Below are 13701 nucleotides of genomic sequence, written 5' to 3' on the forward strand. Positions count from 1 at the left end.
TGACGCCCGGCGAGTTCGATCTTGAGTTTTCAAATTTCATGGCACCACGATACGCCAGCCATTCGACCGCGAAATATCAAAATTTCGATGGATTTGAGAAAATCAGATAAAATTCTCCGAATTTCTGAACTTACAAAGTCAAGTCAAAGCAGCATAATCGGGGTGATTGCCGTCAACAGCATCGCCTGGCAAAGCGGCTGACAGAAGCGGCGAACCGGCACGTGATCGAAAACCGACTTCCTGCTTGAATGCGAGCGTCATGAGCAACTCTCCGAATGAAGCCCCTGCAGGCGAAAATGGTCCGAAGCGCGGCTTTGCCATTTCCGAATTCGAGGCGCGTCTTACCCGGGCGCAAACGGCGATGGCGACAGCCGGGCTGGACGGGCTGCTGCTGACCACCGAGCCGGAAATCCGTTACTTCACCGGTTTCCTCACCCGCTTCTGGCTAAGCCCGACCCGTCCCTGGTTCCTGCTGGTGCCATCCGCCGGCAAGCCGGTCGCGGTCGTGCCATCGATCGGCCGCGAATGCCTTGTGGCCACCTGGCTTGACGATGTGCGGAGCTGGGATTCTCCGCAGCCGGAAGATGAAGGCGTCTCTCTGCTTGCCAGCACCATGCGCGAGATCTTCGGACCCAAGGCCCGCATCGGCATCCCGGAGGGACCGGAGACCCATCTGCGCATGTCGCTGGGTGACTTTCGTCGCCTGCGCGCACTGGTGCAGGGTATCGAGTTCTCAGATGCCACCGGCGTGATCAAAAACCTGCGGATGATCAAGTCTTCGGCCGAACTGGAAAAAATCGCCCATGCCTGCACCATCGTCTCAGATGTGTTCGAGGCATTCCCCGGCATGCTGGCTGCGGGAATGAGCGAGGTCGAGATCTTCCGGAGCTTCAAGATCACCTGTCTGGAGCGCGGGATCGACGACGTCGATTACCTTGTCGGTGGCACCGGACCGGGCGGTTACTCGGATATCATCTCGCCGCCATCGCAGCGTCGTGTCGGCGACGGAGACATCCTGATGCTCGATACCGGCGCGGTCTTTGACGGCTATTTCTGCGATTTTGACCGTAATTTCGCCTTTGGCCATGTGTCGCCGGAGTCCGAGAAGGCCTATTCGGCGCTGCTCGATGCCACCAAGGTCGGGCTTCATGCTGCACGGCCCGGTGCCACCTGCGCCGATATCTACCGGGCCATGCAGCGTGTTCTCGACAAGGATTTTGAAGGCGGCAGCGGCGTCGGACGAATGGGCCATGGCCTCGGCATGCAACTGACCGAGTGGCCGTCGATCACATCGAGCGACCAAACCGTGCTGCAGCCGGGCATGGTGCTGACGCTTGAGCCGTCAATCGATCTCGGTGGCGGCCGGATGATGGTGCACGAAGAAAATCTGGTGGTGACCGACAATGGCGCTCAGTTGCTGACCCGGGCGGCGCCGATATCCTTGCCGGTCATCACCGCCTGAGGCAGGCCGGGACAATCCGGCCATTCATCCCAGCGGCACATCCATGCCGACCTTGGTGCGGTCCATGACCACCGATGTCCTGAAGCGCTTGACGTTGGAGTCATTGAAGAACAGCCGGTGCGTGAGTTGTTCGTAATCCTCCATGTTCCTGGCCAGCGCGATGAGCGCAAAGTCGGATTCTCCGGTGACGTAATAGCACTGTTGCACCTGTGACTCGGCTTTGGCCTTCCGGCGAAACGCATCGATCTGGTCGATACGTTCATGCTCCAGCTCGACAAAAATCAGGAAGGTCATCGCGTAACCGACCGACTTTGGATTGATCAGCGCAGTCTCGGCCATGATCGTGCCATTGGCCTTCATGTTGCGAATGCGGCGTTGCACGGTGGCTACCGACAGGCCGGTATCCATTGCGATGGTCTCCAGCCGTTCGCGTGAATTTGCCTGCAACATGCGCAGGATTGTCCGGTCAGAATCTGAAACTTTCATGGTGCTTTCACCCGGTCAATTTCATCGGAATATTGATTGAAATTCTCATAGCACGCCGGCATTGCGAATTTTTCCGTCAGATACCTTTGCTAGCATGACATTTAGCATCACCAGGCAAAGATTTGTCAAAAGCCCATGTTGCTGGTCTCGATCCCGCGGGCCTATGCTGCAACCTGGCTCGAAACCAGACACCGGCAATGATCCGCACCGGGCAGATGGCAAGCTTCGAAAGGCATCCGAAGATGGGACTGGCATTTGAAACCGAAGGCCGTGACGAAGCCCGGTTGGGTCTGATCGTTTTGCAAGCCGACGAAACCATCGAGAACGAATTCCGCCGGATCATTCCGTCCAGTGCAACCCTGCATGTTTCGCGGGTGCCCAGCGGCCGGGAAGTGACGACGGACAGCTTGTCCGAAATGGAAAATCATATCGGAGACAGTGCAAAGCTGTTCCCGGCTGCCATATCCTTTGACGCGGTTGGCTATGGCTGCACCTCCGGCACCTCGGTGATCGGTATCGAGCGGGTCGGCGAGCTTGTCCGTTCGGGCACCTCGGCAACAGCAGTCACCGAGCCGATCTCGGCTTTGATTGCCGCATGCCAGCATCTCGGCGTGACCCGGCTCGCATTTCTCTCACCTTATATCGAGGATGTATCTTCCGGCATGCGCACGGTTCTGGCTGAAAACGGAATCCAAACGCCTGTGTTCGGCTCATTCGAGACCCGTGAGGAGGCGGTTGTTGCACGGATTGCTCCCGCTTCCATCCTGCAGGCGGCGGTTCAACTCGGTACCAATCCGGACGCAGAGGCGATCTTCATTTCGTGCACTAATCTCCGCACACTGGATGTCATTTCGGCGATTGAAGACCGGGTGGGAAAGCCGGTCTTTTCCAGCAATCAGGTTCTGGGATGGCATATGTGCCAGCTTGCCGGAATCGAGCCCGCAACAGCCGGCCTTGGCAAGCTTTTGTCTGTCCGGTGATCGTCAAAACAATGGAACGCAGAGGCCGAATTCTGGCGTGGTGTGGTTCGTGAGGAAAAAGGCCCGATCAAGGCGCCTACCATGACGTCATCACTGACAAAAGCCGCTCAACGATTGAGATCGCCGGGCAAGGGTATGGCCGGTGCCTTGTATATCGCTGTTGCCTCGGGCGCGGTGTTGGCGACCAAGACGGTAGCCTTTGCCTGCGCCTGGGCATAGCCTGCCAGCTCTCCCGGCTTGAGCACACGCGGCGCGTTGCGCACCGGCATGGCGACATCATCGGGATCTTTTTTCCGGCTCGCTGTGACCGCCACCTTCGCCGGTTCGACAACCGGGCGGGCCTGCACCGTTTCGGTCGCATAGGTGGCGCGGGCGGCGACACCGGAGCCTTCGGCAAAGCGCAACATCTCGATGGTCGAGCCAGACACTTCCTTGATCCGCAGACCGCTCATCAACGACACCAGTCCGCCTTCGCTCATGGAGGGGTGACAGTAACGCAACCTGACTTTGGCAGCGTAGCGTGCACGGGTGAACCTGCCGAAACCGGTCTGATCGGCGCGGCTGATGTCCTCCGCCGTCTGCCAGGCGAAAATGCACGAGCCGCCACTGGCGCGCTGGCCGATCGCATAGCCAAACGGGCCGTGCAAATTCTGGCCGACCGCGGTCGAGACCTGCATCTTCACACCAGGCAATGCGGCGCGCATTTCGCGCGTGACCTGACCCTGGGTAGGAGCCTGAAAGTATGATGTTCCTTTTGACGGCGGCGCGATGTCGACAGAGAGCTCGTTCTCGCCGTCGCCATATCCCGGATTGGGATACAGAACGCTTTGGAAAATCTGATCGGTTTTGGAAGATTGCCGCACGGCCTCAACCCGGCCAGCAACCTGTGGCAGATAAGCTGCAGCATAGTCGGGCGAAACATCTGCGATCAATGTCGGAGCGACGGGTTTTATCGCACCGGTGACCATGAGGGGATCATCTCCAGTGGCGCAGCCTGAAGCAGTAAGCGCCAAGGCCATCATGGCCATGATATGCAGCTTCATGAGGTTTATCTTCCCTGTTTGGAGTTGATCAGTTCAATGGCCGCCAGAGAACTGGTGTCACGCATGACCATATTGAGCTGGCGGAACACCGCCTTGGCGCGCTCTGATTGCCCCGTATGGTAGTAAGCCCAGGCCCGCATCTGCGTGAGGTCCCGTGGTTCAGCAATCAGGCTGGCGCGGGCGTCGAGCGCGTGAATCGTGCGGTCGTATTGCTGGTGATCGAATGACGATCTGGCCCGCTGGAAATAGATCTCGGACTTGAGCTCCCGCTCCCGCGTGCTCGACAGCGGCCAGGCAGAGATCAACGCCTCTGCTTCATCTGTCAGCCGCGCGCCCAAAAGCGCAAGCCCGGCGCCATAGACTGCGTCGGAGCGGGTCTTCCCGGAGCCTGCCATGGCTGCTTCGAAGGACGCCCGCGCATCGCTGAACCGCTTCAGACCAAGCTCGCACCAGCCGCGCATCACCGCAACGGACGGTTTGGATCCGGCCGCGCCGAGACGATCGATTTCGCGCAGGCATGCAGGATAGTTCTTCGCCTCGAACTGTTTGATATAGCTGGACTTGACCCCGGACGCAGGCCCGCCGACCGAAGCTGCCTTGAGCCCCTTGGGAGCTGGAGCCGCAACGATTTCTGGCCAGATGTCCGGATATGCTCCAACGTATTCAGCCTTCAAGGCGGCATAATCGCTCTTCTTCTTGAGCCTCACCAAAGTCAGCGCCAACCCCTTGAGCCGGTCAGCGGACGCCTCCCAGTCATAGGACTGCCGAAACCAGGCTTCGGCGGCTTCAAACTGGCGGGAATTATAGGCATACCAGCCAAGGATTTCGGCGTGTCCGGCAGAGCTTGTTTCCAGAATGGCGGTTGAATAGGCAAGTACGGAATCCGCACCGACAACACCCTGATCCGGATTGCCGAACCGCGGCGACAGGACGTTCATCAGGAAAACCGGATCGTCCGAAAGATCCGGCAGATGGGCCACCGCGAATTCATAGGCCTTCTTGTCGAGTTTTTGACGCGCAAGGCTGAGATACATCCCCTTGGCGTTTTCCGGATCAGGCGCGACCTCCATGGCGGCCGAAAACCAGCCTTCCGCCGTTTGAGGGGTCTCCATCTTGAGATCATGCCATCCAAGCATCGACAGATCTTCCGGTGTGCGGCTCTTTCTGGTTTCGACGGACAAAAGCCGCAGGGTCTCCGGGGACACCGGAGCAGCGTCCTTCTCGGCATTGAATTCGGCGACTTCCTTGCGTGCCAGATCAATCCGCAGTGCGGAAGGCAGATAGATCCCCGAATTTTCCGGCCAGAGCGTGGCTGCCACCAACCGTATCTCGGAAGCGGGAAAATCTCTCAATGCTTTCTGCAGGGTGACGATCAGATCCGCATCGGCCAACCGCTCCTTGCCCTGGCGTGCCAGAAGGCCGCGAATCGAGCGCGCGAGGTCATCCGTGTCACCTGCCGCCGACAATGCATCGATACGCATCCAGACCAGATCGACATCCGTTTCAGTTGCCGGATCGATCCGCGCCGCAACATCCACCAGCGCCAGCCAGTCCTGGGCCTCGGTCAGTTCCTTCATGCGGACCCGCAGTTTCTTGCGCACCAGCTTCGTTTGAAAATCAGCAGTCGGTTCCCACGCGGAATCTTCAGCATTGCGACGCATGATTTCGGCGTCGATCCCGGTGAAATCGTCGCGCGCAAACATGTCCCACAGATTTGTCTCGTCAGGCACAATCCTGTCGGCCGCGATGTAGAGGTCCTGAGGCGGCACGAAACCCGGATGCATGGCCTGCAAACGTTCGATTTCCGCCTCGACCCGGTCGATCTGCCGTTCCTTGGCATAGTAGTAAAGTGCCGCTGTCTGGACCGGATCGAGCAGCAGCCCTGAAGCTGCCGTCGGCTGCGGAACCGCCAACTTGGCAGTTTCAGGCGGAACGGATTGCCCGGCCAGATCAACGGTGAAAGGCTGTCGGGCACTGGCGATCAAGAGCTGCGCGGAAACCTCCGCCATAACCGGTGTCACGCTGGACAGCGCCAACACGCCGACGCCCATCAGAACCGCTACCCAGCCGATTGCTCCGCGTCGGATCAACCTGCAATCAACCTCACACAGTTTGTCCTGTCGGGTCGAACCCATGGCATGATTGCTCGGTTTCATCGGTCGGTCCTCACACCTGCTCCGGGAACAACCCGACCCAGCCAGATCGCGAATACAGCCATCAGTGCAATGACCAGCGCGACATAGATGCGGAAGTGATCGGAGAACCACGCCGCCGCGATCCGGCGCAGGTTGCCCGGATCATAATTCTTGATCTCATGGGCGAAGTACGCCTGCGGCCGGGTACTACGGATCGAACCCGTATCGAGGTCGAGAACCAGGTTCTCGCCTTCGAGGCGGTTCCACACTGCAGGATCGGCAAGCAGGTTGGAGGCATCGCGCATATCGGGCGCAGAGTCCGCAGTGAGCCAGGTCACGACACCCGTGCCCGAAGCGCGCGGGCGCTGCGAAAGCACAGCCTTGCGTCGAGGTTCAACCAACGGCACGGCATCCGAGGAAGTCTCATATTTGAGCCACGACCGCAGCGTCCGGAATGCATCGGTGACGCCAACGCTGAGGCTGTGCATCGACGTGCTCTCTTCGCCAAGGTTGCGCGTGGACTGCCGAAACGCATCAAGCAACGCGACCGGGTCAGTCGTCATGGCACGCGGAATTGCGGCCCCTGGCAGATGGATCGATGAGGTTGAAATCGGATCGACAAATCTCTCGGCAAGGGCAAAATCAATCTGTTGCGGTGTCGCGATAAATCCACCTGCACCCTGTTCCACCAACTCCTCGACAGCGCGCTTTGACGCGATCACGATGGCATTCCCGCCACCCGTCGCATCCGGCGGACCGAAGACCACCTGCGCCGGAGCCGGCGCGCGCGCGACAAGGCTCAATTTGGCGATCATGGTCATGGCTGCCGAAACCGAATTGACATCAGGCTTGAGCGCATGAACCGTGAACCCCGCGGAACCGGCATAGGGGTAGGCTGATCCCGCCATGGCCGCCAGTTCGGGCGATCGCGCAACCCGCGCCAAGGCGGGAACCCTGATTTCGGTTGTGTCGAGAAGGATAAACCGGGGAATCGAATCGTCCCGCTCGGCGAAGATGCAACTGTCGTCGGCCCCGCGTTCGAGTTCGGCCAGCAACTCGATCTGGTTGCGGCCAGGCCGGAAAGCTCGAAGCGGCAATTCCAGCTTGCGGCCGGAAAATGTTTGCCCATTTGTGTCCCGCATCGGCAGGCTCTTGACGACGCGGTCATTGACCCGAACGAGTAGTTGCGAAGTCGGCTTGAGACCGGGCGAAGTTGCGGCGTTCAATGCCAGATCCAGGGTTGCGTAGTCTGCCGGATAGAAGTCGGCAGGCAGGACCATGTCAAAGCGCGTGGTGAACAGACGACCGCTGAACGGAGTCGCCACATAGCCGGCATCGGCAAGGGTGTAGACACTTGATGCCTCAGTGCGGATCTCGCCCTTGCGTCCGGCGCGAATGCCGGTATCGAGCACTGTCTTGAGTTGCCCCTGAATGGCCGATAGCAGCATGCCCGGAATTTCACCGTCCGTGGCAGCGTGAAGCACGACACGGGCGCGTGCGGGATCAGCGCTGTCGGCGACCGACAAGCCATAAGGTTCATTACCAACCAACACACTTGCTGAGTCGGGATCGGTATCTGTGACAACAACCAGATCTATGCCTGGACCATGCCCCTCGCTTTCGGCAACCGTGACTGAGATGTCATCGCGATTGAGAACCAGTGCCAATGTCTGAACCAAGGACGCCGCCCGGTTGAGCGCGTTGGCACCCGCGCCATCGCGCAAGACCAGCCGCACATCCGTCAGCCCCTGGTCGTTGCGGCCCACGCTACGCAAGCCTGAAAAACCATTCAATCCGCGCTGGGTCTGAGTCCGAAAGCCAGATGACTGATAGTCGATCTCTGTCCACAATTCGTAGGTGGCTTCCATCGAGCAATCGACCCGATGACGCTGAACAGCGCGCAGACGGACTTCATTGACGCCTGTGCGCAGCAGCGCTGGTGAAACATTGAGAACCTGCTTGTCAAAACCGGATGGCGAGCGGATCGGAAATTCGCCCGCTGGCGAGCCGTTGACCATGACCGATACCACGGAGGTTTCGGGCATCACGGAGACTGCATTGCGATAGGCGATCACGAGATCGCCGCCGGCTGCGATATTCTGGGCATCGAGAACGAAGGTCAGGTTGATAACATCATCTTCGCCGGTGAACCTGAGTGCCGATTTCGGTTGTTCGAATGCGGTCAGGCTTGCATCGTGATGCATGATCGCATTGGCCATAGCCACCGGGCGGGTCGACAGGATGGTGCTTTGTCCAAGGCCCTTTAGGGAAACAACAGGATTTGCGACCGGGGCTTCTGTCAGCAGACTTTGCGCCTTCGCAGTTTGCGCACCGACTGTTGCCAACAAGGCTGCCGTCGCCAGTGAGGAGAGCAGTTTAAGCATGGGACCGTTCTCCATTCACTGTCATCATTTGCTGCACTTTACCCGGGATCTGGGCGTTGTTTTCCTTGACCACAATCGGCGCGTCGGCATGGGACTCGGTCTTGTCCAGCCGGGTGAAACCAAGCAGATAGCCTGTTGCCCGGAATGATTCGACCATGCTCCAGCGCAGGAAACGCAGCGTTCCGCGGATGATGTCGATGCGTATCTGGCGGCGTGAAATACGATCCTGAAGCACCCCCTGATCCGAGTACATGATCTCGGCGATCGCCATGAATGTCTCCGGCATCCGCTCGGGATAGGCGAAACCAAACACGTTGGTACCGTCGAAGTCTCGCACGGAGCGTATGGTGACGGGGAAGGAAACCGCCCTGCCGCCGCGGCGCACTTCAATGACTCCGGACCAATCGGTGTCGGGATCGATATCAGGCTCGTGCTCGGGGAACTGAACCGAAACGCCACCGCTTGAGGCGTCCAGCAGGATGATGTTCCAGGTGCGGTCGCCCTGTCGCAGCAAGCCGTGACGCCGGATCGGCAGACGCTGATTGCGGCGCAACTCCTTGCGTTCGGCAACAACGCCCAGCCCTGCCCCGGCGAGAATGAGATTGAGCAGGTTCCACATCGCAACAATCAGCAGAAGGTCTGAAGCAACCGGTTCGGTCGCAAGCCGCCAGAACGAATAGGCCGCAGCCGCCAAAAGCACATAAAACATGATGAAATATGGAATTGCGATTGGCGAAAGCCCATCCGAATTCAGCGTCTGTCCTTTGGCGGTGACATTGAAGGTCGGTTTGCGTGGATTGCGGATCACACTGACAATTGATCCGATCAGCATGAGTGACTGGACATATTCGTACAATTCGGACACCCAGGGCCACCGGACTTTGCCATAAAGGTAACTCTGCATGGCGAAGGAGGCGATCAGGTAGGTCAAGGCGTAGACGCCGAACTCCTGGATGTTGGCCTGGTAGATCTCCAGCGAAAAGAAGATGTAGAGCAGCGGCGACACCATGAAAGCCAGCCGCGACAGCGGAAACAGCCAGAACAGATTGATGCCGGCATAACAAATGCGCTGTCCGACAGTCAGACCTTTGGCGAGAAACGGTCGGTTCAGGATCAGAATTTGCAACATGCCCTGACACCAGCGAGCGCGCTGACCGATGAAGGCGACGAAAGTTTCGGGCTGCAGGCCGGCGATCAGCGGCTTGTCAACATAATGCGAATGCCACCCCTTGGCGTGAAGGCTCAGCGCGGTCTCGCAATCCTCGGTGATCGTCTGACCGGAAAACCCGCCAACCGATTCCAGAGCCTTCCGGCGTAGAACCGCCGCTGAGCCGCAAAAGAACGACGCATTCCATTTGTCCAGGCCGCTTTGCAGCACGGAGTAAAACATCTCGTTTTCCGACGGCATCGAACCGAACGTGCGCAGGTTTTTCTCAAGCGGATCTGGATTGAGAAAATAATGTGGAGTCTGAACCAGGAAGAGTTTGGCATCTTCCATAAAGAAGCTGACGGTCTCCTTGAGAAACTCACGCACCGGCGCATGATCGGCGTCAAACACGACCACGAGGTCGGCCTTGGAGATCCGCAGACCATCATTCAGGTTGCCGGCCTTGGCATGATCGTTTTTCTTGCGTGCGTGATAGTTCACGCCCATTGCCTTGCAAAGCGCTTTGAGTTGCTCGTGCCGCCGTGTTGCGGCGAGCGCCAGAATCGGATCCTTTTGCGACCGCTTGGCTTCGGTTCCGCCATCGTCAAGCAGCCAGATCGACATCTTGTCACGCGGGTAAATCATGGATTTGGCCGCGGCCAGCGTCGCAGCCAGAAGTTCCGGATCCTCATTGTAGGTAGGAATGAACACGTCGATGCTCGGGAGGGCATCGAGCGAACGAACCTTCGGCGCAACGCGCTTGATTGGATCGGCCAGCATGAAGAAGCTGACAGCCAGCATTACCAGGCAATACATCTCGGCAATGTAAAGCAGCAATCCGGGAATGAAGTTTTGCGGCTCCGAGATGGACGGCAAGGTTTCAGTCGTCCGCCAGAATGCGTAGCGCATCGCCAACACGCCGCAAAAAACAAAGGTGATCATTCGAAAAACGGTGTTCTTTGGCCGAGTCATGCCGAAAAACATCACACCAAGGGCAGCCAGACTTAAAACCAGCTGAGCCTGAAGGCTCAGGGGGAGCCATAATAATGTCACCCCGAGAAAGCCGGCCAGCAGCGCCGGCCATTTAGTGCACATCATGTGCATGATTACCTCACATCTTTCATAGGCTCTGCATCATGCAGAGAACACGCGCTTTGCGCAGAGTGCTTTTAGAGCCAGAATGGTTCACGCATTCCTAATAATCTGACGCAAAATGATTTTAGGTAATATGCGCCTGGTCAGTTGCTGGATAGAAGCCATGAAGAGCCAGCCGGTGGCATTGAGTGCAAGGTCAACTCGCTGAAACCGATGACACATCCACTGGCCCTCCTACGAACCAGCAAGAACGCCCTTTCAAACAGCAGCAAAGCTGAATCAGAGCCAGTTCTGAGCAGGAAAAGGGCGACATGTTGCGCCGATCCCAAAGAAAAACGGGGTGGCCCATGCCACTCCCTGGCTGCGATGAAGCCATCTGGGGTATGCCGATTAAGGCTTTGTTCACGGCGAGAGTCTAATTTTCAAATGATGCAACACGGCCAACAGGGTCGTCATTCCCGACCACGGAAACAGCCATGACGCACCCAAAGGCCATGATCGGCCTCTTTGCAATGCTGGCGGCACACGCCATGTCTTCCCATGCCAAGGCAACAGAAATGATGCCCGATCCGGCGTTTGTGAAATCAACGCTTGTTGGCGAATGGTGGGCCACACCAAACATCAAGTTTGACTACCGGCCGGGTGAACTTTGTGGCTCGGTGGCTGGTGGCACAGACCAGCCCTGGGACGCAATTCTCGGCTTTAACGGGCTCCGGTTGACCAAGGGAGAGCATTATCGCCTGTCGATCATTGCCTCCGGAGATCCGGATGGGCCGATGAGGGCGATTGCTCAAAAGGTAGCAGAGCCATGGACGCCTGAAGGCGAGATCAAGCGTCGCGTGTCGACGGACAAGCAGACGCTGAGCGAGAGTTTTACTGCAGGAGAAACCCACGCACCGGCGCAGCTTGTTTTCCAGCTCGGCGGATCGGACACGTCCTGGCGGTTTTGTCTGCATTCGGCATCACTGATGACCGGCGAAAAGATATCTCCGGTCGCTGCGACCAGCGGCATATCTGCGATCCGGGTCAATCAGCTGGCTTATTTCCCTGATGGTCCAAAGCGCGCCACGCTGGTGCGCAAGGGAAACTCCCGATTGGACTGGAAGCTCGTTTCGTCCACCGGAAAGCTAATGACGAGTGGAAAAACCAATGCGAACGGGCATGACAAATCCTCCGGGCTTGAGGTTCAAACCATTGATTTCAGCAGTTTCGACAGGGTTGGTGATGGTTACCGATTGATCGCCGGTTCCGAAACCAGTCCCCCATTCTCGATCTCCCGCGATGCATATGGCGCCTTGCGCAATGATGCGCTGTCCTATTTTTACAAGGTGCGCAGTGGCATCGAAATCAAGCAGGACCTGGCAGGCAAAGGCTATGGGCGCCCTGCCGGACATCTCGGCAAGAAGCCCAACCGCGGCGATACATCGGTCGGCTGTCTCGACACCAAAACGGCCCGCAAGGTCTATGGCAAAGACTGGAGTTGCAGCTACAGGCTCAATGTCTCCGGCGGCTGGTATGACGCCGGAGACTTTGGAAAATATGTGGTCAATGGCGGAATTGCCACCGCACAGTTGCTCGGTGTTTATGAGAGGGCACTCAACCATGGTGGCGGCGCGTCGCCGGCACTGTCTGACCGCCTGGTGCGGATACCGGAGGCTGGCAATGGTGTTGCCGATATACTCGACGAAGCCCGTTGGGAGCTTGATTTCCTGATTTCGATGACTGTTCCCGAGGGCCAACCCTATGCCGGCATGGCGCATCACAAGGTTCATGGCAAAGGTTGGCCATCCGGACCGCTGCTCCCGCACAATGATAAAGAAGAGCGTGTTCTGCATCGCCCCTCGACAGCAGCAACGCTCAATCTGGCCGCCGCTGCGGCGCAGGGAGCCCGGCTTTTCGCGCGAACCAACAAAGACTATGCACAATGGCTGCTGACTGCAGCCATTCATGCCTATCACGCAGCGGAAGCCAATCCGAAGCTCTATGCGCCTTCCACCGATGGCAGTTTCGGCGGCGGCGATTATCAGGATGACGATGTCTCGGATGAATTTTACTGGGCGGCGTCCGAGCTTTATCTGACAACCGGTGATCCGCTCTGGCTCAAGCGCGCCAAGGCTTCGCCGCACTGGTCTGGTCCGGTGTTTTATCCCGATGGTTTCAGTTGGCGTGCTGTGGCGGCTTTGGCACGTATCCAACTCGCCTCGGTGCCATCGAACCTGTCAAAAAAGGATCTGAGGGCTATCCGTAGTTCGGTCAAAAAGGCTGCCGACGCCTATCTGCACCTGCAGAAGAAGGAAGCTTTCGGTTTGATGTACAATCCGAAGGACGGTTTTGGCTGGGGATCGAACCAATCCCTGATCCAGAACATGATCGTTGTCGCCACCGCTTTTGACGTGACCGGCGAGCGGCGTTACCTGCAGTCGGTGCGTGAGAGCATGGATTATCTGCTGGGGCGCAATGCGCTTGGAAACTCCTATGTCACCGGTTACGGCACCAGCTATTCGCATCAGCAGTTTTCCTACATGTTTGCCGCCAGCGCCGATCCGTCCTATCCACCGCCGCCCAAGGGCGCGCTGGCAGGTGGCCCCAACAGTGGGCTAGCCGATGATTACGCCATCAAGACCCTGAAGGGATGTGCGCCGCAAACGTGTTATGTAGATGATTCACGTTCGTTTTCGACCAATGAGATTGCCATCAACTGGAACGCGCCGCTGACCTGGATCGCGTCGTTCCTTGCCGATACCCGGTAGCCTCAATCGATACTCAGCCCGCAGGGCAATCGCAGGCGAGGCGACATGAGTGCAGCGGCATCGACTTTCAGGTTGGAATAGCCGTCCGAGACATCAATGACGACCTTCCCGTGGAATGATAGCGGCCCGTGCCGTGTCACCAGCCAGGCGGCGTCTGCCCGCCTGCTCCGGAGCCTGTGACGTTGACCCGGTAGATCCTTGCTGGTTTGTGCCCTTGTT

At 58.2% G+C, this 13701-nt stretch carries 9 protein-coding genes; 3 read left to right on the plus strand and 6 right to left on the minus strand.

The window, feature by feature from the left end:
* Positions 1-138: 138 nt before the first annotated feature.
* A complete protein-coding gene (locus IMCC20628_RS25835) occupies positions 139-261 on the minus strand; it encodes a hypothetical protein (protein ID WP_280949422.1) in 123 nt (40 codons plus the stop codon).
* Here IMCC20628_RS25835 and IMCC20628_RS18190 point away from each other — a divergent pair.
* Positions 260-1462: a Xaa-Pro peptidase family protein gene (locus tag IMCC20628_RS18190; RefSeq protein ID WP_047031378.1), complete on the plus strand. Its 1203-nt coding sequence runs from the start codon at positions 260-262 to the stop codon at positions 1460-1462. The two genes, IMCC20628_RS25835 and IMCC20628_RS18190, sit on opposite strands and share 2 nt — an antisense overlap.
* A 24-nt stretch (positions 1463-1486) precedes the next feature.
* On the opposite strand, the gene IMCC20628_RS18195 is transcribed toward IMCC20628_RS18190, so the two are convergent.
* On the minus strand, positions 1487-1948 hold the full coding sequence (locus IMCC20628_RS18195) for an Lrp/AsnC family transcriptional regulator (protein ID WP_047031379.1): 462 nt from the start codon (positions 1946-1948) through the stop codon (positions 1487-1489).
* Positions 1949-2070: 122 nt separating this feature from the next.
* Here IMCC20628_RS18195 and IMCC20628_RS18200 point away from each other — a divergent pair, with 122 nt between their 5' ends.
* The gene (locus IMCC20628_RS18200; protein WP_245307818.1) at positions 2071-2928 is read left to right on the plus strand and encodes an Asp/Glu racemase; all 858 of its coding nucleotides are present in this window, start codon (positions 2071-2073) and stop codon (positions 2926-2928) included.
* Between the two features lie 107 nt (positions 2929-3035).
* On the opposite strand, the gene bcsN is transcribed toward IMCC20628_RS18200, so the two are convergent.
* Genes bcsN through bcsA form a run of 4 tightly spaced genes read right to left on the minus strand, consistent with a single transcriptional unit; the run spans position 3036 to position 10741 of the window.
* Positions 3036-3971 (minus strand): cellulose biosynthesis protein BcsN, encoded by a 936-nt coding sequence (gene bcsN, locus IMCC20628_RS18205; protein WP_047031380.1) that lies wholly within the window; start codon positions 3969-3971, stop codon positions 3036-3038.
* 5 nt (positions 3972-3976) lie between these two features.
* Positions 3977-6127: a hypothetical protein gene (locus IMCC20628_RS18210; RefSeq protein WP_047031381.1), complete on the minus strand. Its 2151-nt coding sequence runs from the start codon at positions 6125-6127 to the stop codon at positions 3977-3979.
* Positions 6124-8490 carry a cellulose biosynthesis cyclic di-GMP-binding regulatory protein BcsB gene (locus IMCC20628_RS18215; RefSeq protein WP_047031382.1) on the minus strand — a complete coding sequence of 789 codons (2367 nt, stop codon included), beginning with the start codon at positions 8488-8490 and terminating at the stop codon, positions 6124-6126. The genes IMCC20628_RS18210 and IMCC20628_RS18215 overlap by 4 nt, the downstream gene beginning before the upstream one ends.
* Positions 8483-10741, minus strand: a complete 2259-nt coding sequence (gene bcsA / locus IMCC20628_RS18220) for a UDP-forming cellulose synthase catalytic subunit (protein WP_245307819.1) — start codon at positions 10739-10741, stop codon at positions 8483-8485. The genes IMCC20628_RS18215 and bcsA overlap by 8 nt, the downstream gene beginning before the upstream one ends.
* 467 nt (positions 10742-11208) lie before the next feature.
* On the opposite strand from bcsA, the gene IMCC20628_RS18225 reads away from it, so the two are divergent.
* Complete coding sequence (locus tag IMCC20628_RS18225) at positions 11209-13482, plus strand: glycoside hydrolase family 9 protein (protein ID WP_047031383.1); 2274 nt, start codon at positions 11209-11211, stop codon at positions 13480-13482.
* Positions 13483-13701: the final 219 nt, after the last annotated feature.

Source organism: Hoeflea sp. IMCC20628 (assembly GCF_001011155.1).
Lineage (GTDB): Bacteria > Pseudomonadota > Alphaproteobacteria > Rhizobiales > Rhizobiaceae > Hoeflea.

Bases quoted from the DNA above. Each gene is read 5' to 3' on its own strand.
- IMCC20628_RS18210 (WP_047031381.1), bottom strand. From the start codon at position 6,127: ATGAAACCGAGCAATCATGCCATGGGTTCGACCCGACAGGACAAACTG.
- IMCC20628_RS25835 (WP_280949422.1), bottom strand. From the start codon at position 261: ATGACGCTCGCATTCAAGCAGGAAGTCGGTTTTCGATCACGTGCCGGT.
- bcsA (WP_245307819.1), bottom strand. From the start codon at position 10,741: ATGCACATGATGTGCACTAAATGGCCGGCGCTGCTGGCCGGCTTTCTC.
- IMCC20628_RS18190 (WP_047031378.1), top strand. From the start codon at position 260: ATGAGCAACTCTCCGAATGAAGCCCCTGCAGGCGAAAATGGTCCGAAG.
- IMCC20628_RS18215 (WP_047031382.1), bottom strand. From the start codon at position 8,490: ATGCTTAAACTGCTCTCCTCACTGGCGACGGCAGCCTTGTTGGCAACA.
- IMCC20628_RS18225 (WP_047031383.1), top strand. From the start codon at position 11,209: ATGACGCACCCAAAGGCCATGATCGGCCTCTTTGCAATGCTGGCGGCA.
- IMCC20628_RS18195 (WP_047031379.1), bottom strand. From the start codon at position 1,948: ATGAAAGTTTCAGATTCTGACCGGACAATCCTGCGCATGTTGCAGGCA.
- bcsN (WP_047031380.1), bottom strand. From the start codon at position 3,971: ATGAAGCTGCATATCATGGCCATGATGGCCTTGGCGCTTACTGCTTCA.